The organism is Pseudomonas sp. DC3200b2, assembly GCF_049895785.1.
Lineage (GTDB): Bacteria > Pseudomonadota > Gammaproteobacteria > Pseudomonadales > Pseudomonadaceae > Aquipseudomonas > Aquipseudomonas massiliensis.
In genome coordinates this window covers 750,185-771,664 of sequence record NZ_JAFCTA010000001.1, presented here as the reverse complement: position 1 = coordinate 771,664, position 21,480 = coordinate 750,185, and the positions used below count along the sequence as shown (strand labels likewise).

Sequence of the window (21,480 nt, the reverse complement as noted above, 5' to 3'; positions counted from 1 at the left end):
GGGCGCCCGCCTTCACCACAATGCCGGTTCATTCGGGGATCGGTTCGCCACCGGTGTCACCCAGTTCCTCGGCAGGCGTCTCGACCCCATCGGCGGGCGCCTCGATCAGTTCTTCCACCATGCTCGCGGCCAGGGCGTCCTCGCTCTCGAAGATTTCCACCTCTTCCTCGGACGGTTCCTGAACCCGCTCCAGGCCCACCAGCTTCTCGTCGGTGGCCAGCTTGATCAGGGTCACGCCCTGGGTGTTGCGGCCCAGGCTCGACACTTCGCCCACGCGAGTGCGCACCAGGGTGCCCTGGTCGGAGATCAGCATGATCTCCTCGCCTTCGAGCACCTGCACGGCCCCGACCAGGCGCCCGTTACGCTCGTTGCTGACCATGGCGATCACGCCCTGGCCGCCACGGTTGTACTGCGGGAACTCGGCGATGGCGGTGCGCTTGCCGTAACCACGCTCGGAGGCAGTGAGGATCTGGCTGCCCTCCTCCGGGATGATCATGGAGATCAGACGCTGGCCCTCGCCCAGGCGCATGCCGCGCACCCCACGAGCGGTACGGCCCATGGGGCGGACGTCGGCCTCGTTGAAGCGGGTCACCTTGCCGGCGTCGGAGAACAGCATCACTTCGCGCTGGCCATCGGTGATGGAGGCCGAGATGAGCACGTCGCCTTCGTCCAGCTCCACGGCGATCAGGCCCACGCTGCGCTGGCGGCTGAACTGCTCCAGCGGCACCTTCTTCACGGTACCGTTGGCGGTGGCCATGAAGATGAAGTGCCCTTCGGTGTATTCCTCCACCGGCAGCATGGTGGTGATGTACTCACCTTCGCTGAGCGGCAGCAGGTTCACCAGCGGCCGGCCACGGGCGGCGCGGGAGGCTTCCGGAATCTCGTAGGTCTTGAGCCAGTACACCTTGCCCTTGCTGGAGAACAGCATCAGGGTGGTGTGGCTGTTGGCGACCAGCAGGTGGGAAATGTAGTCCTCATCCTTCACCCCGGTGGCGGACTTGCCCTTGCCGCCACGGCGCTGGGCCTGGTAGGCCGCCAGGGGCTGGGTCTTGGCATAGCCGCCGTGGGAAATGGTCACCACGCGATGCTCCTCGGGGATCATGTCACCGAGGGTCAGGTCCAGGCGCGCGTCGAGGATCTCGGTGCGGCGCGCGTCGCCATACTCGGCGCGGATCAGCTCCAGCTCTTCGCGAATGACTTCCATCAGGCGCTCGGGGCTGTTGAGAATGCGGATGAGCTCGCCGATCTGGTTGAGGATCTCCTGGTACTCGGCCAGCAGCTTTTCATGCTCCAGGCCGGTGAGGCGGTGCAGGCGCAGATCGAGGATGGCCTGGGCCTGTTCGGGCGACAGGTAATACTTGCCGTCGCGCACGCCGTATTGCGGGTCCAGGTTCTCGGGGCGGCAGCTGTCGGCGCCGGCGCGCTCGACCATGGTCATCACCGCCGAGGACTCCCAGCCGGTGGACACCAGGGCTTCCTTGGCTTCGGACGGCGTGGGCGAGGCCTTGATCAGGGCGATCACCGGATCGATGTTCGACAGGGCCACTGCCTGGCCTTCAAGGATGTGGCCACGCTCGCGCGCCTTGCGCAGCTCGAACACGGTGCGGCGGGTCACCACTTCGCGACGATGGCGCACGAAGGCCTCGAGCAGGTCCTTCAGGTTCAGCAGCCGTGGGCGGCCGTCCACCAGGGCGACGATGTTGATGCCGAACACCGCCTGCAGCTGGGTTTGCGCGTACAGGTTGTTGAGGATCACCTCCGGCACTTCACCCCGGCGCAGCTCGATGACGATGCGCATGCCGTCCTTGTCGGACTCGTCGCGCAGCTCGGTGATGCCTTCGAGTTTCTTTTCCTTGACCAGCTCGGCGATCTTCTCGATCAGCCGCGCCTTGTTCAGCTGGTACGGCAGCTCGGTGACCACGATCTGCTGGCGGCCGCCTACCTTGTCGATGTCTTCGACGGTGGAGCGCGCCCGCATGTAGATGCGCCCGCGGCCGGTGCGGTAGGCCTCGATGATGCCCTGGCGCCCATTGATCACCGCGGCGGTGGGGAAGTCCGGGCCGGGGATGTGCTGCATCAACTCATCGATGGTCACGTCCGGGTTGTCGATGATCGCCAGGCAACCATCGAGTACTTCTCCCAGGTTATGGGGCGGGATGTTGGTGGCCATGCCCACGGCGATACCGCTGGAGCCGTTGACCAGCAGGTTGGGCACGCGGGTAGGCATCACCGCGGGAATCAGCTCGGTGCCGTCGTAGTTGGGCACCCAGTCGACGGTTTCCTTGTGCAGGTCGGAAAGCAGCTCATGGGCCAGCTTGGTCATGCGCACTTCGGTGTATCGCATGGCCGCGGCGTTGTCGCCGTCCACCGAGCCGAAGTTGCCCTGGCCGTCCACCAGCAGGTAGCGCAGGGAGAAGGGCTGGGCCATGCGCACGATGGTGTCGTAGACGGCGGTGTCACCGTGAGGGTGGTATTTACCGATCACGTCACCGACCACACGGGCCGATTTCTTGTAGGGCTTGTTCCAGTCGTTGCCCAGCTCGCTCATGGCATAGAGAACCCGCCGATGCACCGGCTTCAAGCCGTCGCGCGCGTCAGGCAAGGCCCGCCCGACGATTACGCTCATGGCGTAGTCGAGGTACGACTGCCGAAGTTCGTCTTCGATATTGACCGGTAGGATTTCTTTGGCCAGTTCGCCCATGAGAAGCCTGATTCCTTATGTAATGAAACTCAGCCGAGCCAGCATTGGCCAGCGACACACCTGACGACTTGCGTCTCACAAACAGGGGACGCGCCTCGATGACGGCCCGTCTCCAAACCGCCGGATGTTACCACAGAGCGTGTCTGAGGCCTATCCCAAAGAGGGCCTTGGAGGAGGAAGCTGGAGGGAGAAAATCGCCTGGAGCGCGATTGAGGGGCTGTGCGCCCTGCCCCGGCGTGGGAACAGAGCGCGATAGAGGCTTGGCAGGGCTCAACCGGCCTGCCGGGCGCCGGGCTATGGCCTTGGCCGCGCGACCATCAATGCAAGCGCTTGCGGCACATCAATTGAGCCATCTTGGCAGTGTCGGGCCGCTCGATCACACCCTTCTCGGTAACGATGGCATCGATCAGGTCAGCCGGGGTGACGTCGAACACCGGGTTGAAGGCTTCCACGTTGGCCCCGATGCGGGTGCCGCCCACTTCCAGCAACTCGCTGCCCAGCCGTTCCTCGATGGGGATGAGGTCACCGCTCTCCAGGGTCATGTCGATGGTGGAACTGGGCGCCACCACCATGAAGCGCACGCCGTGGTGCATGGCATTGACCGCCAGCTGGTAGGTGCCGATCTTGTTGGCCACGTCGCCGTTGGCGGTGATGCGGTCCGCCCCCACGATCACCCAGGTCACGCCTTTGGTCTTCATGATGTGGGCGGCGGCCGAATCGGCATTCAGGGAAACCGGAATGCCTTCGTTGGCCAGCTCCCAGGCCGTCAGCCGCGAGCCTTGTAGCCAGGGCCGGGTTTCGTCGGCGTATACCCGCTCCACCATGCCTTCGAGCCAGGCGCCGCGGATCACGCCCAGGGCCGTGCCGAAACCGCCAGTGGCCAGCGCCCCGGTATTGCAGTGGGTGAGCAGGGTCTGCATGTTGCCCTGGTGTCGGCGGATCAGCTCCACGCCAAGCTGGGCCATGGTGAGGTTGGCCTCGCGGTCGCTCTGGTGGATGTCCACCGCCTCGGCTTCCAGGACGGCCACGGCCGACTCGCCGTCGCGCAGGCGGGCCAGGCGGTCGCGCATGCGGTTGAGCGCCCAGAACAGGTTGACCGCGGTGGGCCGGGAATCGGCCAGCAAGGCGATATCCGCGGCCACGGCCGCCTGCCAGTCGCCGCCGCCACGCAGGCGCGCGGCCGCCGACAGCACCACGCCGTAGGCCGCCGCGATGCCAATGGCCGGCGCGCCGCGCACGATCATCGCCCGAATGGCCCCGGCCACTTCCGCCGCGTCTTCATAGCGAACCCAGGTTTCGACGCCCGGCAGCAGGCGCTGGTCCAGTAGGAAGAGCGCGCCGTCACGCCAGTCGATCGCTTTTACCTTCTCCGCCGCCAAAAGCCGATCGCGCATGCCCCACCCCACTCAAGCTGCCAAAAACCGCCGATTATACCGCTCCCCCGGGAAAGACGCTCGGGTATACTTCGAGCACATCGCCCTCTCATCGGAACCCTCCCATGCCTCAAGCCGCCGCCCTTGACCTTCTGTTGCTGCCGACCTGGCTGGTCCCGGTGGAACCGGCGGGCGTGGTGTTCACCGACTATGCCTTGGGCATCCGCGACGGCCTCATTGCCTTCATGGGGCCGCGGGCCGAAGGCCTGGCCCAGCCCCACCGGGAAAAGCGCGAACTGCCCGGCTGCCTGCTCGCCCCGGGCCTGGTGAACGCCCACGGCCATGGCGCCATGAGCCTGTTCCGCGGCCTGGCCGACGACCTGCCGCTGATGAGCTGGCTGCAGGACCATATCTGGCCCGCCGAAGCGAAATGGGTGGATGAAGCCTTCATCCGCGATGGCATGGACCTGGCCATCGCGGAACAGATCAAGGGCGGCATCAGTTGCTTCGCCGACATGTATTTTTACCCGGCGGTGGCGGCCGAGCGCATCCATGAAAGCGGCGCCCGGGCACAGATATCCGTGCCGGTGCTGGATTTCCCCGTACCTGGCGCCCGCGACAGCGACGACGCCCTGCGCCAAGGCATCGCCCTGTTCGATGAGTTGCGTGCCCACCCGCGCATCAGCCTGGCCTTCGGGCCGCACGCGCCCTACACCGTGGGCGATGCCAACCTGGAACAGGTGCGGGTGCTGGCCAACCAGCTGGACGCGCCTGTGCAGATGCACGTGCATGAAACTGCCTTCGAGGTGCAGCAGGCCGTGGACGCCACCGGCGAGCGCCCGCTGGCCCGGCTCGCCCGGCTTGGCCTGCTCGGCCCGCGTTTCCAGGCCGTGCACATGACCCAGGTGAACGATGACGACCTGGCCCTGTTGGTGGAATACAACTGCAGCGTGGTGCACTGCCCGGAATCCAACCTCAAGCTGGCCAGCGGTTTCTGCCCTATCGAGCGTCTTTGGCAGGCGGGCGTGAACGTGGCCATCGGCACCGACGGCGCGGCCAGCAACAATGACCTGGACCTGCTCGCCGAAACCCGCACCGCCGCGCTGCTGGCCAAGGCCGTCGCCGGCTCGGCCACCGCCGTCGATGCCCACCGGGCCCTGCGCATGGCCACCCTGAACGGCGCCCGCGCCCTGGGCCTGGACGGCTGCATCGGCTCGCTGGAACTGGGCAAGGCTGCGGACGTGGTCGCGTTCGACCTTTCAGGGCTGACGCTTCAGCCCATCTATAACCCGGTTTCGCAACTGATCTACGCCGCCGGCCGCCAATGTGTGAGCCACCTCTGGGTGGCCGGCCAGGCCTTGCTCGACGAGGGCCGCCTGACCGGCTTCGACGAGGCCGAGCTCATCGCCCGCGCCAGCGCCTGGGGTGAGCGCATCGCCCAGGGCGCTCCACGCTGACCGGCCAGGGGCCCGTTCGCCGCTTCCTTCTTCTTTTCGCTTCAAGGACCGTTCATGAGCAATGTCGACAACGCCGAAATCGCCAAATTCGAAGCCCTCGCCCACCGCTGGTGGGACCGTGAAAGCGAATTCAAGCCCCTGCACGAGATCAACCCGCTGCGGGTGAACTGGATCGACGAGCGCGCCCACCTGGCCGGCAAGACCGTGCTGGATGTGGGCTGTGGCGGCGGCATTCTCAGTGAGGCCATGGCCTTGCGCGGCGCCAAGGTCACTGGCATCGACATGGGTGAAGCGCCCCTGGCCGTGGCCCGCCTGCATCAGCTTGAATCCGGTGTGGAGGTCGACTATCGCCAGGTGACCGCCGAGGCGCTGGCCGATGAACAGCCAGGCACCTACGACGTGGTGACCTGCCTGGAAATGCTCGAGCACGTGCCGGACCCGTCCTCGGTGATCCGCGCCTGTGCCCGCCTGGTCAAGCCGGGCGGCCAGGTGTTCTTCTCCACCATCAACCGCAACCCCAAGGCCTATCTGTTCGCCATTGTCGGCGCTGAATACATCATGAAGCTGCTGCCCCGCGGCACTCACGACTTCAAGAAATTCATCCGCCCTTCCGAGCTGGGCAACTGGAGCCGCGCCGCGGACCTGCGGGTCAAGGATATGATCGGGCTTACATACAACCCGCTGACCAGGCATTACAAGCTGGCGTCGGACGTGGACGTCAACTATATGGTCCAGACTCTGCGGGAGGCTTGAAATGCGCCTGGACGCCGTACTCTTCGACATGGACGGGACCCTGCTCGACACGGCTCCGGACTTCATCGCCGTCTGCCAGGCCATGCTGGCCGAGCGCGGCCGGCCTGCGGTCGCCGACCAGCTTATCCGTGATGTGGTCTCCGGCGGCGCCCGGGCCATGGTCAGCGCCACCTTCGGCCTAGCGCCTGAAGCGGAGGGTTTCGAAGCCCTCCGGCTCGAATTTCTGGAGCGTTACCAGGCGCATTGCGCGGTGCATACCCATTTGTACGACGGCATGGAAGCGCTGCTGCAAGACCTGGAGAAGGCTGGGCTGATCTGGGGCGTGGTGACCAATAAGCCTGTGCGCTTCGCCGAGCCGATCATGCGCCAGCTGGGCTTGGCTGAACGCTCCCGGGTGCTGATCTGCCCCGACCATGTGACCCGCAGCAAGCCGGACCCGGAGCCGCTGGCCCTGGCCTGCAAGACCCTCGGCCTGGACCCGTCCAGGGTGTTGTTCGTGGGCGATGACCTGCGCGACATCGAATCCGGTCGGGATGCCGGAACCAAGACCGTCGCGGTGCGTTACGGCTATATTCATCCTGACGACAACCCCGATCGCTGGGGCGCGGACGCTGTCGTCAGCCATCCCGCGGAGCTGCGCGACCTTCTGGATCGTGCCCTCTGCGGCTGTTGACCCGCGCCAGAGCCAGGAGACCCCGCGATGTTCGAGTACAAGGCAGCCCCCGACCTACTGGCCAACCGGGTGATCCTGGTCACCGGCGCCGGCCGCGGCATTGGCGCCACGGCGGCGCAAACCTACGCCGCCCATGGCGCCCAGGTCATCCTGTTGGGCAGAACCCGCAGTCATCTGGAAGCCGTGGCCCAGCGCATCCACCAGGCAGGCCACCTGACGCCGATGGTCTACCCGCTGGATCTGGAAACCGCGAAAACCGCGGACTACGAGCGACTGGAAGTGGCGATCGAGCAGCGCTTCGATTGCCTAGATGGCTTGCTGCACAATGCGTCCATCCTCGGGCCACGGGCGACCCTGGATGAAACCCCGGACCAGGAGTTCGTCCAGGTCATGCAGGTGAACGTCAATGCCACCTTCATGCTCACCCGGGCCATGCTGCCGCTGCTGCATCGCTCCAAGGAGGCCTCGGTGATCTTTACGTCCAGCAGCGTGGGCCGCAAGGGCCGCGCCCAATGGGGGGCCTACGCGGTGTCCAAGTTCGCCACCGAAGGGCTGATGCAAACGCTCGCCGACGAATGCGCCGGCAGCTCGCTGATCCGCGCCAACAGCCTCAACCCCGGCGGCACCCGCACCGACATGCGCGCCCAGGCCTATCCGGACGAGGACCCGCAACGCAACCCCACCCCTCAGGACATCATGCCTATCTATCTTTACCTGATGGGGCCTGACAGCGCCGGCATCAACGGCCGCGCCTTCGACGCGCGCTAGTCGGGATCACGCAGTCCAGGCTTGAGCAGCTTGGGTGTTCGGCAGCTTCGCTACCTCCTACAGGGAGCCATTTGCGGTGGGAGCCAGCGAAGCTGGCGAGTTGGCTCCCGTCCACGGTAGGATCAGGCCACCGCTTCGCGCTCGCGCTGGACGCTCTTGCTCTCCAGCTCCATGCAGCGTTCCAGGAACAGGAACATGTAGTCATAGCTCTTGCAGATGGCTTTGCGCAGCTCGTCCTGCAGGGCCTGGGACGGGTCGTTTCCAGCCAGGGTGCAGATGATTTCCAGAGCTTCCCATGGATGCGCGTCGTCATACTGGGCATGCATCTTCAGCCACTTCATGGCGCGCTTGCGGGTTTCCTCAGGGAAGGCATTGGCGTACACGTCGGTGGAGCACACCACGGCCGACCATTCGCCGGTCGCGCCTTCGATGGCGTAGTTGGTCGCGGCCATGGCGATTACCAGCGAGTCGGCGGTACAGGTCTGCCAGCACCAATGGCTGAGCGATTGCAGCTCCGGCGGCACTTTCTGGGCCTGCAGGTCTTCCAGGGTCACACCGTGAGCCGCGCACCAGTTGACCCAGTAATCGGCATGGTTCAGTTCGACTCGGATGTTGCGCATCAACCAGCGGCGCGCCATGTCTTCGCCTGGATGGCGACCGAAACGGGTCTTGGTCAGGTTATGAGCCATGTACAGCGAGAATTGCTCCACCACCGGCCAGCCGCCAATCAGGTACTGGCGCATGGTGCCGGCGCTGAGCTTGTTGTCTCGCATCCGCTGGTACAGTTCATGTTGCACCACGCGCCGCTTGGCAATGCTGCAATCACGCAACAGTTGCTGGGCCCATGCCGGATAGCTGGCGGCTTCCATCAGAGGGCCGGTGCGAGTGAAACCTGAATCCGCTACATCATTCATCGACAACTTCCTTTCTGTTGGTGAAAAACTACCGCAAGGTTCGCTGCCCTTGCCTCCCAAGGGAGGCGTCAGGGGGTGGCACGCACTTCGTCGGCGCAGCGCAGGCTTTCACAGGTGAACAAGCGTGGCCGCTCGATCACGTAGCCTTGCGCATAATCCACGCCAATCTCCATGAGCGCCTGCTCGATCAGCGGCGTTTCAACGAATTCGGCGATGGTGCGCTTACCCATCACGTGGCCGATATGGTTGATGACTTCAACCATGGCCCGGTTGATGGGATCATCGAGCATGTCCTTTACAAAACTGCCATCGATCTTCAGGAAATCCACCGGCAGGTGCTTCAAGTAGGCGAACGAGGACATGCCCGCGCAGAAATCATCGAGTGAGAACAGGCAACCCAGCGCCTTGAGCTCGTTGATGAAGCGAATGGCGCTGCCAAGGTTCGAGATGGCACTGGTCTCGGTGATTTCGAAGCAGATCAAGTGCGGCGCAATGGCGAACCGGCGGAACTGCTCACGAAGATAATCCAGGAAATCGTCATCCCCGATACTGATCCCGGACAAATTGATAGCACATACGGCCAGCGGTTCTTCCCCGCTTTCATCCATGGCCTGGCGGATCACCTTGAATACATTCTTGACTACCCAGCGATCCAGGGCGGTCATCAGGCCATAGCGCTCGGCGGCCGGGATGAAACTGTCCGGAAGAATCATTCGCCCGTGCTCATCATGCAGCCGTAGCAGGATCTCCACATGGCGAGCATGGCCGCCGCCGTTGCGGTCGTTGGCCAAGAGGGCGATTTCTTGCGCATAAAGGGTGAAGCGGTCTTCCTCCAGGGCCATGCGCAGCCGTTGAATCCAGGCCATTTCGCCGAAGCGGGTAGACACTTCGGAGTCTTCGGCGTGATAGACCTGCACACGGTTGCGCCCCTTTTCCTTGGCCATGTAGCAGGCCATGTCCGCGGCCCGCAAAGACAGCTCCAACGTGGCCGGCAACAGGTTCAGGTGCACCAGACCAATGCTCACGGAGGTCATGAACGGTCGCCCTTTCCAGACGAAGTGCAGGCTGTGCACGCTCTCGCGCAGGTGTTCGGCGATGCGCTCGGCCTGGTCCGGCGGACAATCTTCCAGCAGCACGCCGAACTCGTCACCGCCCAGGCGGGCCAGGGTATCGGTTTCCCGCAGGCAGGATTGCAATACGGCGCAGATATGTCGCAACAACTCGTCGCCTGCCGCATGGCCGCAGGTATCGTTCACCAGCTTGAACTGGTCAAGGTCAAGGAACATGAGCGACTGCCGCCCTCGCCCATTGGCGGTACGGGTCAGGGCCTGTTCCAGCCGCTGCTCGAACTCCCGGCGGTTGGCCAGGCCTGTCAATGCATCATGGCTGGCTTGCCAGGACAGGTTGGCGATGTACTGCCGCTCCTGGGTCATGTCGTGCAGCACCAGTACCGCCCCGCTGATGCGGCCGTCGGTCTGGATGGGCGCGCCTACCAGATTCACCGAGACCGTGCTGCCGTCCAGACGCTGAATGAGCTTGGCATGCTCGCTGCCACCGGTGAGCTGCCCTCCGAGGATGCGCTCGATCAGGGTGAAATGGTCTTTCTCGGCATGCTCGTCCAGCAGGTTGAACAAGGCAGCCAAAGGCAAGCCCGCCGCCTGCTCGGCCTTCCAATGGGTAAGCTGCTCGGCGGCCGGGTTCATGTAGGCGATGGCGCCGGTCACGTCGGTAGCGATTACCCCATCGCCGATGGACGCCAGAGTAACCTGGGCACGTTCCTTTTCCAGTTGCAGCGCCTCGGCCATGCTATGGCGCTGCACCAGCAGCTTGCGGGTGATCCACAAGGCCAGCGCGATCAACAGGAACGCCGTCACCAGGTTGGTACTGACCAGCCAGCGCTGCAGCACCCGACTGCCCTCGCCCAAAGCATCACTGAAGGCCTTGGCGGCCGGCGTCACTGCTTCATTCAGGGCGGCGATCTGCTGCTTCCAGCGCAAGGTATCGGCCGCCGTCGCGGTGCCTCCCCCGATGGCGGCATGCATCTGCCCGGCAATGGCATCGAGCTGATCCAGGTAGTTGTCGCCAATGGTCCAGAGGTCCATGGCGCGAGCGAAATAGGAAATATGGCGGAAATTGAGGAACAGCCAGATGATGCCGTCGAAATCTTCCGGGTGATTGCCGCCCTGCAGAAGCCCCTTGCGGGCCATGGCCATGTCAGGCTCGGGCTTTTCCAGGGCCACCCTCAGCTCTCGGTTGCCCTCGGGCACCGCCATCGCTTGCCGGTATTTGGCATAGGTGCCTTCGTCACGGTTATCCGCGTACAGGCTCAGGTAGAAGATCGCATCCTTCTGCGCCTTGGACCACAGGCTTTCACCTGCCACATAGCCCCGCACGGCGGACAGTGCGTAGAAGCTGACGCATCCCAGCAGGGCCAGCAGCAGTACAACAGCGATGAACGGCCACGCGATGCTGATCAGCCTTGGCGTTTCCAGGGTGCGTTTCTGCTTCATGTGATCCTTTGAGGCGCAGACGCCAGGCCACGCGGCCCGGCACACATTCAGCACAGCGCAGCCAAGGTTTCCAGCCTTCAGCCAGCGCGGCACTCCCACTGTGCCAACGCTGCCGTCAGGGACGGCGCAGCACCGCGCGACTATAGCGCGGCGATGCGATCAAGCCAACGTGCCAGCAGTGGCCCCAGGGCATCAGCCGACTGGTAGCCATTGGTAAGCAATGCGTATTGGCGGTCATGCTCGGCCAGCACCGTGGGGAACCCAGAAATACCCAAGGACTGTGACCAAGTGAAGTCGGCCTGGGTAGCCTCGGCGGTCTGCGCCAGGTCGAAGGTGTCGGCGAAGCGCAGGCGGGAAAGCCCGACCGCCTCGGCGATATCCACGAGGGCGGCGGTACGGGTCACGTCCATGCCGTCGCGGTAGAAGGCCTGCCCGATGGCGCGAGCCAGGGGCCAGGCCATGGCCGGGTCGATCAGGCGGGCGGTGACGATCGCCCGGCAGGCCGGCTCGGTGTCATACACGAAGCCAGGGGGCAATGCCTCCTCGAACCGGAAGGGTTGCCCGGTTGTCCGCGCGACGCTGTGCCAGTGCTTCAGAATACGCTTGCGAGTGCCGTTATCCAGCGCGGTCTGGCCTGTACGCAGGCCTCCGACCACCAGATGAGCGGTAACGCCGCCCGTCGCCGCCTGGCTTATCAGCGCCTCGGCGACCGGAGCAAAGCCCCAGCACCAGGAGCACATCGGGTCCATCACATACACCAGGCGGTTGGCCATGGCTCAAGCCTCGGTCGTTTTGCGGTAGTTATAGCCGATGGGATGAGGCTGGTTGCGCGCCTTGGCCAGTTCGATCTGCTTCTGCCGGTCGATGGCGCTACGACGGGTCTTCTCGCTCAGGCTGTCCCAGCAATGCGGGCAACTGATGCCTGGGGTGTAATGGGGGGACTGGCGGTCTTCGACGCTGACCGGCATGCGGCAGGCATGGCACTGGTCGTAGTCGCCCTCGCTGAGGTCGTGGCGCACGGTTACCCGGTTGTCGAACACGAAGCAGTCGCCCTGCCATTTGCTTTCCTGCTCGGGCACTTCCTCAAGGTATTTCAGGATACCGCCCTTGAGGTGGTACACCTGCTCGAAGCCCTCGCCGAGCATGAAGCTGGATGCCTTCTCGCAACGGATGCCACCGGTGCAGAACATGGCCACCTTCTTGTGACGGCTAGGGTCGAAGTGCGTCTTGATGTACTCCGGGAACTCGCGGAAGGTCGTGGTCTTCGGATCGATGGCGCCTTCGAAGGTCCCGATGGCCACTTCGTAGTCGTTGCGCGTGTCGATGAGCAGCACCTCGGGGTCGCTGATCAGCGCGTTCCAGTCCTTGGGCTCCACATAGGTGCCGACCTTCCTGTTCGGGTCCACGCCCGGCACGCCCAGGGTAACGATCTCTTTCTTGAGCTTGACCTTGGTGCGGTAGAAGGGCTGCTCGTCGCAGAGGGACTCCTTGTGGTCAAGGTCGACCAGGCGCGGGTCGTTGCGCAGCCAGGCGAGCAAGGCATCGATGGCCTCGCGGGTGCCGGACACGGTGCCGTTGATGCCTTCGTTGGCCAGGAGCAAGGTGCCCTTGACCTCGTTGGCCAGCATGACCTGGAGCAAGGGCTCGCGCAGGTCGACGTAATCTTCGAGGGTGACGAACTTGTACAGCGCGGCCACGACTATGGACATCTTTGCTTCTCCTGGCGGGGCCCTCGCAAAGGGCGGCCCGGGTTGTTTCGAATAGGCGCCACGCGGGGGCTACCCGCGGGCGGCGCGCATTCTAGCAAAGGGAGCCGTGGCTGTGTTGCGCTGGATCAATGCCCGCCGGCGCATACCGGCGAGGCCGGAGCCGCGCCCGTGGCGGCCCACTCCTCGGGGGTATAGGTGTGCAGGGCCAGGGCATGGAACTCGCCCATCAGTTCGCCCAGGGTGCCATACACCAGTTGGTGACGCTTGACCCGGCTCAGCCCCTCGAAGCGTTCGCTGACCACTACGGCCTTGTAGTGCGTCTCGCTGCCGCGGCTGTGCATGTGGCTTTCATCGATCACGTCCAGGTGCCGCGGTTGCAGCAGGGTCAGGGTGTGCTGGATGCGCGCTTGCATGGTCATGGCGGTCACTTCTTCTTGGCAGGCTCGGCGGCCTTCGGCGGCGTTACCTCGGCGGTCATGTCGGCCAGCAGCTTGTTCACCACGGGCGCGGCTTCCTGCAGGTGCTGCTGGGTCAGCTCAGCCGATTGCTCGGTGACCTGAGGCATGGTCTTGACGATCTTCTGGCCCAGGGGCGACTGGTAGAACTTGACCAGGTCTTTCAATTCCTGCTCGGTGAAGTTGTCCGTGTAGAGCTTCACCATTTCCGGCTTGAGCTTGTTCCAGCCGATGGCCTGGTCCAGCGCGGCGTTGGCCTTGGCCTGGTAGCTTTCCAGGGTCGCTTTCTTGGACTCCGGGGCGTTGGCCTGGGCGAAACGCTGGGCGAACATCTGCTGCACCTGCATGTATACAGGCGTGCCGAGCTTGTCAGCGTGAGCCATCATCAGGAAGGCTTCTGCGCTGGCCTCGTGGCTGGCGGTGGCGGCCAGGGCAGGCCCGGCGCAGGCCAACAGGGCCGCGGTGCAGAGGGCACGAACTCGATTCATCGGTTTTCCTTACTGTGGCGATCTGGCAAATGGAACAGCTAACCGGAGGGCGCCTGCCAGGCAGGCTCCTTGGCGGGCCATTCTGCGCCCAACCCCAGCAGCGGCTCAAGCCCAAGTGACGAGCCGCCCCAAGGCGGGCCTGTGAAGTGGCTTGGGCACAGTCACTCCAGCGAAGCCCAAACAGGGAACCCCCACCGCCAGAATGCGCCTAAACTGGCTGTCTAACCTGCACAAGCGAGAATGCAATGACCCGCATCGAAACTGACAGCATTGGCCAGATCGAAGTCCCGGAGGCTTCCTACTGGGGCGCCCAGACCCAACGCTCGCTGATCAACTTCGCCATCGGCGAGCAGCGCATGCCCCTGGCGGTGGTCCATGCGCTGGCCTTGATCAAGAAGGCGGCGGCGCGGGTCAACAGCCGTAGCGGTGACCTGCCACCTGATGTGGCCCGGCTGATCGAGCAGGCTGCCGATGAGGTGCTCGCCGGTGAGCACGACGACCAGTTTCCGCTGGTGGTCTGGCAAACCGGTAGCGGCACCCAGAGCAACATGAACGTCAACGAGGTGATCGCCGGCAGGGGTAACGAGCTGGCCGGCAACGGCCGCGGCGGCAAATCGCCGGTTCACCCCAACGATCATGTGAACCGCTCGCAAAGCTCAAACGATTGCTTCCCTACCGCCATGCACATCGCGGCGGCCAAGGCGACCCATGACGACCTGCTGCCGGCCCTGGGCGAGCTTTCCGCGGGGCTGGCCGAGCTGTCGGCGCGCCACCTCAACCTGGTGAAAACCGGCCGCACCCACATGATGGATGCCACGCCCATCACCTTCGGCCAGGAAATCTCAGCCTTCGTCGCCCAGCTGGACTACGCCCAGCGCGCCATCCGTGGTTCGCTGCCCGCTGTCTACGAGCTGGCCCAGGGCGGCACCGCCGTAGGTACCGGGCTCAACGCCCCCAAAGGCTTCGCCGAGGCCGTGGCCGCCGAGATCGCCGCGCTGTCCGGGCTGCCCTTCGTCACCGCCCCGAACAAGTTCGCCGCCCTGGCCGGCCATGAGCCCCTGGTCACGCTGGCGGGCGCCCTGAAAACCCTGGCCGTGGCCCTGATGAAACTGGCCAATGACTTGCGCCTGCTGGGCTCCGGCCCCCGTGGCGGCCTGGCCGAAGTACGCTTGCCGGCCAACGAGCCAGGCAGCTCGATCATGCCGGGCAAGGTCAACCCTACCCAGTGCGAGGCCTTGTCCATGCTGGCTTGCCAGGTACTGGGCAATGATGTGGTCATCGGCATGGCCGCCAGCCAGGGCCATCTCCAGCTCAACGTATACAAGCCAGTGCTCATCCATAACCTGCTGCAGTCCATTCGCCTGCTGGCCGATGGCTGCCGCAACTTCCAGGCCCACTGCATCGCTGGCCTTGAAGCGGACGCCGAGAAGATGGCCGAGCACCTGGAGCGCGGCCTGATGCTGGTCACCGCGCTGAACCCGCACATCGGCTACGACAAGGCCGCGCAGATCGCCAAGAAGGCCTATGGGGAGAACCTCACCCTGCGCCAGGCGGCGCTGGACCTGGGCTATCTCACCGACGAGCAGTTCGACCAGTGGGTTCGCCCCGAGAACATGCTGTCTGCCGGCGGCAATGGCTAAGTCAGCGCACGCCTTCGCTCGCCGCCCCCGGCGAGCGATTGCCTTCCGAGTTCAAACCCTTGTTCACGCTGTTCGGAGATCACTATGTTCGGTAAACGCGCCCAGGAAGCTTTCCCTGCCATTCATTTCCGCAGTGATCGGGTCACCTTGATCAATGGGCACTATTTCTTCACCACCCGCGAAAACACCCTGGAAGGCCCCTTCCCTAGCCGGGACGAGGCCATGCGAGAAAGCCAGGCTTATGTAGCGCGCGTGGCCAGTTACGCCGACCACTGATCCTGCCCTGGGCGGCCAGGCTATTTGCCATTACGGCCGAAGGCCCGTTCCAGCGCATCGCCAAGGGTTCGCAGCACCTTCACCCGCGCCCAGCGCTTGTCGTTGGCTTCAACCAGCGTCCAGGGGGCGATCTCGGTGCTGGTGCGGTCTACCATATCGCCCACCGCATCCCGATAGGCTGGCCATTTATCCCGGTTGCGCCAGTCTTCCTCGGTGATCTTGTAGCGTTTGAAAGGCGTTTCCTCGCGCTCCTGGAAGCGCTCCAGCTGGGTTTGCGGGTCGATGGCCAGCCAGAACTTCACCACCACGACGCCCGCCTCGATCAGTTGCTCCTCGAAATCATTGATCTCGCTATAGGCCCGCAGCCAGTCAGCCGGTTCGCAGAAGCCTTCGACCCGCTCCACCAGCACTCGCCCATACCAGGACCTGTCGAAGATGGTGAACTGCCCGCGCGCCGGTATATGCCGCCAGAATCGCCACAGGTAGGGCTGGGCGCGCTCTTCCTCGGTGGGCGCGGCGATGGGCACGATATGGTATTGACGCGGGTCCAGGGCGGCGGCCACGCGGCGGATCGCACCGCCCTTGCCGGCGGCGTCATTGCCTTCGAACACCGCAACCAGGGCATGCCGGCGCATGCGCTTGTCTCGCAGCAGGGTCGCCAGGCGAGCCTGTTCCTCGATGAGCTGGCGCTGGTAGTCGTCCTTTTCCAGGGTCACGCTGAGGTCCATGGCGTCGAGCAGGGTACGTTCGTCCAGGCTATTGCCCAGGGGCGGCACCGCCTGATTCACCGGCTGTCCGGATGCCTTGAGCCGCGCCTGCAGCCCTTCGAGCAGGATGTTGCCCACCGCCAGGCTGCGGTAATTGCTGTCATGACCTTCGATCACATGCCAGGGCGCGTACTCACGGCTGGTACGCCGCAGGATGCGCTCGCCGTAGTGCACGAAACGGTCATAGGTCTTGGACTGCTGCCAGTCCAGCGGGCTGATGCGCCAGCTGTGCAGGGGGTCGTCCTTGAGCGACTTGAGCCGGTGCTTCATCTGCTTCTTGGACAGGTGGAACCAGAACTTGAAGATCAGGGCTCCCTCGTCGCACAGCATCTGCTCCAGGCGCTCGGCCTGGTTGATGGCCTGGTCGAGCACCGCGTCCTTGAAGTGCCCATGCACCCGGCCTTGGAGCATCTGGCTGTACCAGTTGCCGAAGAAAATGCCCATGCGGCCCTTGGCCGGCAGCTGCCGCCAGTAGCGCCAGGCGGGCGGGCGCGCCAGCTCTTCGTCGGTCTGCTGGTCGAAGGTACGGACCTCGATCAGGCGCGGGTCCATCCACTCGTTGAGCAGCTTGACGGTTTCGCCCTTGCCGGCGCCCTCGATGCCATTGATCAGCACGATGACCGGAAAGCGGCCCTGCTCCTTGAGTTCATATTGGGCTTCCAGCAATGCCTCGCGCAGGGCTGGCACCGCGGCCTTGTAGGTTTGATCGTCGACCGCGTGGCCGATCTCGGCGGATTCGAACATCTCTTGCTCCTCTTGGCTGCTTATCTGGACAGCGCCTTCTGGCAGAATACTGCGCCTCTTTCCATCTGGTCCCGCTTCATGCCCAGCGCCGTCACTCCCGCCCAGCTCGATTGGGACGAAAACGGCCAACCGCGCTCGCGCGTGTTTGGCGATGTGTATTTTTCAAGCCAGGCCGCCCTGGAAGAAACCCGCTATGTGTTCCTGGAGCAGAATGCGCTGGCCGAACGTTTCGCCGAACTGGCGCCCGGGCAAGCCCTGGTGATCGGGGAAACCGGATTCGGCACCGGGTTGAATTTCCTTTGCGCCTGGCGCCTGTTCGAGGCTAGCGCAGGGCCGCTGGCGCGCCTGCATTTCATCAGTACGGAAAAATACCCGCTGGGCCGCGGCGACCTGACCCGTGCCCTGGCCCTGTGGCCCGAGCTGGCGCCCTGGGCCCAGGCGCTGCTAGGAAGCTATCACGCCATTCATGAAGGCCTGCAGCGGCTGGTCTTCGCCGAAGGGCGGGTAACGCTTACCCTGCTGATCGGCGATGCCCAGGCTCAGTTGCGCCAGCTCAAGGGCCGAATCGACGCCTGGTTCCTGGACGGTTTCGCCCCGGCGAAAAACCCGGACATGTGGACCCCGGAGCTGTTCGCCGAGGTCGCTCGGCTGTCGGGCGACGGCACCACCCTGGGCACCTTCAGCGCGGCAGGCACGGTGCGCCGGGGGCTGGTCGCGGCAGGATTCAAGATGAAACGCCTGCCCGGGCAGGGCAAGAAATGGGAGATCATGCGCGGACACTTCATCGGGCCCGTGCCTGTTGCGCACGAGCAGCCCTGGTTCGCCTACCCGCCCAAGGTAGCGGGCGAGCGGCATGCCTTGGTGGTTGGCGCCGGCCTGGCCGGTTGCGCCACGGCCGCCAGCCTGGCGGCGCGGGGCTGGCGGGTGACCCTGCTCGAACGTCACGGGCATATCGCCGCCGAAGCGTCGGGCAATCCTCAGGGAGTGCTGTACCTCAAGCTTTCAGCCCACGGCACGGCCTTGTCGCGCCTGATCCTGAGCGGCTTCGGCTACACCCGCCGCTGGCTGGAAGGGTTGCAGCGGGGCCAGGCGTGGAGTGATTGCGGCGTATTGCAACTGGCCAGCAGCGCCGCAGAAGCCAGCCGCCAGCAAACCCTGGCCGAAGCGTTTTCCCCGGATCTGCTGCGAGCGGTAAGCGCCGATGAGGCCAGTGCCCTGGCGGGTGTGGCCGTGCAGCAGCCGGGGCTGTATTTTCCCGAAGGCGGCTGGGTACATCCGCCGGCCGTATGCGCGGCGCTTATTGACCACTCCATGATCGAAATGCGTACCCACCAGGCCGTGCTCGAACTGCGCCGGGTCGATGACCAATGGCAAGCCTGGGCGGACGATCGCCCGCTGGCCAGCGCCCCTGTGGCAGTACTGGCTTGCGCCACGCAGGTACGTGACTTCGCGCCTACGGCGCAGCTCCCGCTCAAGGCGATCCGCGGCCAGATCACTCGCTTGCCAGCCACCCCCGCCAGCACGGCCCTGGCCACCGTGGTCTGTGGCGAGGGTTATGTGGCGCCGGCACGCCTGGGCGAGCATACCTTGGGCGCCAGCTTCGATTTCCAGCGCCTGGACACCCAACCCAGCGTAGCCGAACACGAGCACAACCTCGGATTGCTCACTCAGATTTCACCTACGCTGGCCGATAGCCTGGCACCGGGGCCGGCCAATGTTCTGGAAGGCCGTGTGGGCCTGCGCTGTACCAGCCCGGACTACCTGCCCCTGGTTGGGCCAGTAATGGACCGCGACTTGTTCGATGAGCGCTACCAGGTGCTGGCGCGTAATGCGCGGGCGCAATGCGATGAGCCCTGCCCCTGGCTTCCTGGGTTGTGGGTGAACAGCGGCCATGGTTCCAGGGGCCTGATCACTACGCTGCTGGCGGGTGAATTGCTGGCCGCCTGGCTTGAGCATGAGCCCTTGCCGGTGAGCCAGGAGGTAGCGCACGCCTGCCTGCCGGTACGTTTTGCGGTACGAGCCCTTAGCAAAAGTGGGGCGAAGACATGAACCGTTACAGCTAAACGACCAATGGCCCCTGAAGTTCGGGCTGAAGCGGCCGATAACCTGTAGCATGTGTAGGCATTTTGATATCACGGACTGCATATTGTGCCGCCGTCCGCTACGGAAACCTCAACTATGATCCAGCCAATCCCGACGCCGATCAACGAAGCAGCCCGGCTGCGTCGGGTAGCCGATCTGTGCCTGGACGAGGGTATACCCGACCCGGTTTTCGAAGACATCATGGAGCTGCTGCAAACCTATTTCGATGCGCCTATCGCCCTGATCTCCATCCTCGAGGAGCAGCGGCAATGGTTCAAGGCCAGCCGTGGATTGTGCGCGACCGAAACCCCTCGCAACGTTTCCTTCTGCACCTATGCCATCCTGACCGACGAACCCTTTGTGGTGCCGGATGCCCTGGCCGACGAACGCTTCCGCGACAATCCGCTGGTCACCGGTTACCCCGGCATTCGTTTCTACGCCGGCATGCCGCTGATCACTGAGGATGGGCTTGGGCTGGGCAGCCTGTGCGTGATCGACACCAAGCCGCGCGGGCCGCTGAACCCTGAGCAGCAAGCCGTGCTCAAGCGCTTTGGGTCGTTGGTGATGCACCGTATCGACAGCTTGCGCCAATTCGCATTCCTGGATCAGCAGACCGGGCTGCTCAACCGGGTCCGGCTGGAAGAAGACATCAACAACAGGCGCAACCAAGAACCGCATTCTCTCGTGGCCATCGACATGGTTTCGCCACAGATGCTCAATGACATCGTCAAGGCCCTGGGCTATCAATTCTCCCAGGACCTGATGCTGGTGATGCATGAAGAGCTGGCCACCCTGGTCCCCCCCGGCACGCCGATCTACCGAGTCAGCCAGACACGCTTCGGTTTCTTCATCGCCGGGGGGCGCTGCGCCGCCAGCGATGCCTTGTTCGCCACCATTACCCAACGCTTCAAGCGCCCCTTGATGTGTGGCGGCATTCCCATCCAATCGCAGATCGGTATCGGTGCCATCGAACTGGACCACCGCCAGGTGAGCCTTCCCGACTGGCTGCGCATGGTGGTCAGCGCCTCGGACGACGCTCGCACCAAGGGCAAGGGCTGGGGCTGGTACGAGCCAGGCCTGGGGCGGGCCCAGCAGCGCGCCTTCATGCTGTTGAGCGCGCTGGCCGAGGCCCTGCAGAGCAGCTACCAGTTACGCCTGGCCTACCAGCCCCGTTTCGATGCCAACACCGGTGAACTGTTGTCCGTGGAAGCGCTGCTGCGCTGGGAGCATCCGTTCCTTGGTGCGGTGAGCCCGGCCGAGTTCGTGCCCCTGGCCGAACGCACCTCGATGATTCGCCCTCTGAGCCTTTGGGTGATCCGCCAAGTGGTTGCACAGGTCAGCGCCTGGTACCAGGCCGGACGCCCTTTGAAGGTGTCGGTCAACGTTTCCGCCGAAGACCTGGACGGTTCACAGTTTACCGATACGCTGTTGGGCCTGATGGAAGACTGGGCCCTGCCACCGGAGCTGCTCGAGCTCGAATTCACCGAAAGCGCGCTTTGCCAAAGCCCTGAACTGGTGCGCGAGCAATTGCAGCGGCTGCGTGAAATCGGCATCGACGTGGCCATCGACGACTTCGGCACCGGCTACAGCAACTGGACCTACCTGCGCCAGTTGCCCGCCACCGCGGTGAAACTGGACCGCTCCCTGCTGTGCAACATCGGTACCGATGAACGTGATCGTCGGCTGGTGGAAACCCTGATCGGGCTGGGCCTGCGCCTGGGCTACCGGATCGTCGCCGAAGGCATCGAGGACGCCGCTACCCTGGAGATCCTGCGCCGCGCCGGCTGTCATGAAGTGCAAGGCTTCCACCTGGCCCGCCCCATGGAGCTTGGGGTCCTCGAAGCCTGGCGCGAGACCTACCAGAGCCCTGGTTCCCAAGCCCTATAGACGCTCGGCAGATCAGACGATGCCGCACGCCAAAGGCATGGCCGCTTCGCTAGCTGGCGCTAGCCCCCACCTCCCCCGCACACCCTCCGATATGTTCGATCCCCTTTCCTGAAGGAACGATCCGTTCCCCGTAGCCCTCCAACATGCCAAGCCCCTGGCGCTGCATGCCGTCGCCAGGGCCCTGCGCTACTGGCTGACCATGCCGTGCGCCCCCTTGGCTCGCGCGGTATTGTCTTCGCTCGTGCATGGCTCGCACGTCCCCAGTAGCGCTAAACGCTGACAG

At 64.4% G+C, this 21,480-nt stretch carries 17 protein-coding genes; 8 read left to right on the top strand and 9 right to left on the bottom strand.

What is annotated here, in order from left to right; translation table 11 throughout:
* Window positions 1-28: 28 nt before the first annotated feature.
* A complete protein-coding gene (gene gyrA / locus ACP691_RS03725; RefSeq protein ID WP_426150109.1) occupies window positions 29-2,701 on the bottom strand; it encodes a DNA gyrase subunit A in 2,673 nt (890 codons plus the stop codon).
* A 317-nt stretch (window positions 2,702-3,018) separates the two neighbouring features.
* Window positions 3,019-4,095 carry an S-methyl-5-thioribose-1-phosphate isomerase gene (gene mtnA, locus ACP691_RS03720; protein WP_426150108.1) on the bottom strand — a complete coding sequence of 359 codons (1,077 nt, stop codon included), beginning with the start codon at window positions 4,093-4,095 and terminating at the stop codon, window positions 3,019-3,021.
* 104 nt (window positions 4,096-4,199) lie between these two features.
* Here mtnA and ACP691_RS03715 point away from each other — a divergent pair, with 104 nt between their 5' ends.
* The 4 genes from ACP691_RS03715 to ACP691_RS03700 are packed head-to-tail and all read left to right on the top strand — an operon-like array spanning window position 4,200 to window position 7,725.
* The gene (locus tag ACP691_RS03715) at window positions 4,200-5,531 is read left to right on the top strand and encodes a TRZ/ATZ family hydrolase (protein WP_426150107.1); all 1,332 of its coding nucleotides are present in this window, start codon (window positions 4,200-4,202) and stop codon (window positions 5,529-5,531) included.
* Window positions 5,532-5,585: 54 nt separating this feature from the next.
* Window positions 5,586-6,284, top strand: coding sequence for a bifunctional 2-polyprenyl-6-hydroxyphenol methylase/3-demethylubiquinol 3-O-methyltransferase UbiG (gene ubiG, locus ACP691_RS03710; RefSeq protein ID WP_426150106.1), 699 nt, complete (start codon window positions 5,586-5,588; stop codon window positions 6,282-6,284).
* 1 nt (window position 6,285) lies between these two features.
* Window positions 6,286-6,957: an N-acetylmuramic acid 6-phosphate phosphatase MupP gene (mupP, locus tag ACP691_RS03705; protein WP_426150105.1), complete on the top strand. Its 672-nt coding sequence runs from the start codon at window positions 6,286-6,288 to the stop codon at window positions 6,955-6,957.
* Between the two features lie 27 nt (window positions 6,958-6,984).
* On the top strand, window positions 6,985-7,725 hold the full coding sequence (locus ACP691_RS03700; RefSeq protein WP_426150104.1) for a YciK family oxidoreductase: 741 nt from the start codon (window positions 6,985-6,987) through the stop codon (window positions 7,723-7,725).
* 122 nt (window positions 7,726-7,847) lie between these two features.
* Here the strand turns inward: ACP691_RS03700 and ACP691_RS03695 are convergent, their stop codons facing one another.
* The 6 genes from ACP691_RS03695 to ACP691_RS03670 form a co-directional block, all read right to left on the bottom strand.
* Window positions 7,848-8,639, bottom strand: coding sequence for a TenA family transcriptional regulator (locus ACP691_RS03695; RefSeq protein ID WP_426150103.1), 792 nt, complete (start codon window positions 8,637-8,639; stop codon window positions 7,848-7,850).
* A gap of 68 nt (window positions 8,640-8,707) precedes the next feature.
* A complete protein-coding gene (locus tag ACP691_RS03690; RefSeq protein WP_426150102.1) occupies window positions 8,708-11,149 on the bottom strand; it encodes an EAL domain-containing protein in 2,442 nt (813 codons plus the stop codon).
* Window positions 11,150-11,289: 140 nt separating this feature from the next.
* On the bottom strand, window positions 11,290-11,922 hold the full coding sequence (locus tag ACP691_RS03685; RefSeq protein ID WP_426150101.1) for a DsbA family protein: 633 nt from the start codon (window positions 11,920-11,922) through the stop codon (window positions 11,290-11,292).
* Between the two features lie 3 nt (window positions 11,923-11,925).
* On the bottom strand, window positions 11,926-12,858 hold the full coding sequence (locus tag ACP691_RS03680; protein ID WP_426150100.1) for a rhodanese-related sulfurtransferase: 933 nt from the start codon (window positions 12,856-12,858) through the stop codon (window positions 11,926-11,928).
* A gap of 125 nt (window positions 12,859-12,983) precedes the next feature.
* A complete protein-coding gene (locus ACP691_RS03675) occupies window positions 12,984-13,277 on the bottom strand; it encodes a BolA family protein (RefSeq protein ID WP_040262131.1) in 294 nt (97 codons plus the stop codon).
* A 5-nt stretch (window positions 13,278-13,282) separates the two neighbouring features.
* Window positions 13,283-13,801, bottom strand: coding sequence for a DUF2059 domain-containing protein (locus ACP691_RS03670; protein ID WP_040262130.1), 519 nt, complete (start codon window positions 13,799-13,801; stop codon window positions 13,283-13,285).
* A gap of 245 nt (window positions 13,802-14,046) precedes the next feature.
* Between ACP691_RS03670 and ACP691_RS03665 the strand changes: the two genes are divergently transcribed.
* Both ACP691_RS03665 and ACP691_RS03660 read left to right on the top strand, forming a co-directional pair.
* On the top strand, window positions 14,047-15,441 hold the full coding sequence (locus ACP691_RS03665) for a class II fumarate hydratase (protein WP_040262129.1): 1,395 nt from the start codon (window positions 14,047-14,049) through the stop codon (window positions 15,439-15,441).
* Window positions 15,442-15,525: 84 nt separating this feature from the next.
* Window positions 15,526-15,717: a DUF6316 family protein gene (locus tag ACP691_RS03660; RefSeq protein ID WP_426150099.1), complete on the top strand. Its 192-nt coding sequence runs from the start codon at window positions 15,526-15,528 to the stop codon at window positions 15,715-15,717.
* 20 nt (window positions 15,718-15,737) lie between these two features.
* Here ACP691_RS03660 and pap read toward each other — a convergent pair whose 3' ends face one another.
* Entirely contained in the window at window positions 15,738-17,228 is a 1,491-nt protein-coding gene (gene pap, locus ACP691_RS03655) for a polyphosphate:AMP phosphotransferase (RefSeq protein ID WP_426150098.1), read from the bottom strand.
* A 78-nt stretch (window positions 17,229-17,306) separates the two neighbouring features.
* On the opposite strand from pap, the gene mnmC reads away from it, so the two are divergent.
* Together mnmC and ACP691_RS03645 are read left to right on the top strand one after the other, a co-directional pair.
* Window positions 17,307-19,277: a bifunctional tRNA (5-methylaminomethyl-2-thiouridine)(34)-methyltransferase MnmD/FAD-dependent 5-carboxymethylaminomethyl-2-thiouridine(34) oxidoreductase MnmC gene (mnmC, locus tag ACP691_RS03650; RefSeq protein WP_426150221.1), complete on the top strand. Its 1,971-nt coding sequence runs from the start codon at window positions 17,307-17,309 to the stop codon at window positions 19,275-19,277.
* A 129-nt stretch (window positions 19,278-19,406) separates the two neighbouring features.
* On the top strand, window positions 19,407-21,197 hold the full coding sequence (locus ACP691_RS03645) for a sensor domain-containing phosphodiesterase (RefSeq protein ID WP_426150097.1): 1,791 nt from the start codon (window positions 19,407-19,409) through the stop codon (window positions 21,195-21,197).
* The last annotated feature ends 283 nt before the right edge of the window (window positions 21,198-21,480 follow it).

Bases quoted from the DNA above. Each gene is read 5' to 3' on its own strand.
- gyrA (WP_426150109.1), bottom strand. From the start codon at position 2,701: ATGGGCGAACTGGCCAAAGAAATCCTACCGGTCAATATCGAAGACGAA.
- mtnA (WP_426150108.1), bottom strand. From the start codon at position 4,095: ATGCGCGATCGGCTTTTGGCGGCGGAGAAGGTAAAAGCGATCGACTGG.
- ACP691_RS03715 (WP_426150107.1), top strand. From the start codon at position 4,200: ATGCCTCAAGCCGCCGCCCTTGACCTTCTGTTGCTGCCGACCTGGCTG.
- ubiG (WP_426150106.1), top strand. From the start codon at position 5,586: ATGAGCAATGTCGACAACGCCGAAATCGCCAAATTCGAAGCCCTCGCC.
- mupP (WP_426150105.1), top strand. From the start codon at position 6,286: ATGCGCCTGGACGCCGTACTCTTCGACATGGACGGGACCCTGCTCGAC.
- ACP691_RS03700 (WP_426150104.1), top strand. From the start codon at position 6,985: ATGTTCGAGTACAAGGCAGCCCCCGACCTACTGGCCAACCGGGTGATC.
- ACP691_RS03695 (WP_426150103.1), bottom strand. From the start codon at position 8,639: ATGAATGATGTAGCGGATTCAGGTTTCACTCGCACCGGCCCTCTGATG.
- ACP691_RS03690 (WP_426150102.1), bottom strand. From the start codon at position 11,149: ATGAAGCAGAAACGCACCCTGGAAACGCCAAGGCTGATCAGCATCGCG.
- ACP691_RS03685 (WP_426150101.1), bottom strand. From the start codon at position 11,922: ATGGCCAACCGCCTGGTGTATGTGATGGACCCGATGTGCTCCTGGTGC.
- ACP691_RS03680 (WP_426150100.1), bottom strand. From the start codon at position 12,858: ATGTCCATAGTCGTGGCCGCGCTGTACAAGTTCGTCACCCTCGAAGAT.
- ACP691_RS03675 (WP_040262131.1), bottom strand. From the start codon at position 13,277: ATGACCATGCAAGCGCGCATCCAGCACACCCTGACCCTGCTGCAACCG.
- ACP691_RS03670 (WP_040262130.1), bottom strand. From the start codon at position 13,801: ATGAATCGAGTTCGTGCCCTCTGCACCGCGGCCCTGTTGGCCTGCGCC.
- ACP691_RS03665 (WP_040262129.1), top strand. From the start codon at position 14,047: ATGACCCGCATCGAAACTGACAGCATTGGCCAGATCGAAGTCCCGGAG.
- ACP691_RS03660 (WP_426150099.1), top strand. From the start codon at position 15,526: ATGTTCGGTAAACGCGCCCAGGAAGCTTTCCCTGCCATTCATTTCCGC.
- pap (WP_426150098.1), bottom strand. From the start codon at position 17,228: ATGTTCGAATCCGCCGAGATCGGCCACGCGGTCGACGATCAAACCTAC.
- mnmC (WP_426150221.1), top strand. From the start codon at position 17,307: ATGCCCAGCGCCGTCACTCCCGCCCAGCTCGATTGGGACGAAAACGGC.
- ACP691_RS03645 (WP_426150097.1), top strand. From the start codon at position 19,407: ATGATCCAGCCAATCCCGACGCCGATCAACGAAGCAGCCCGGCTGCGT.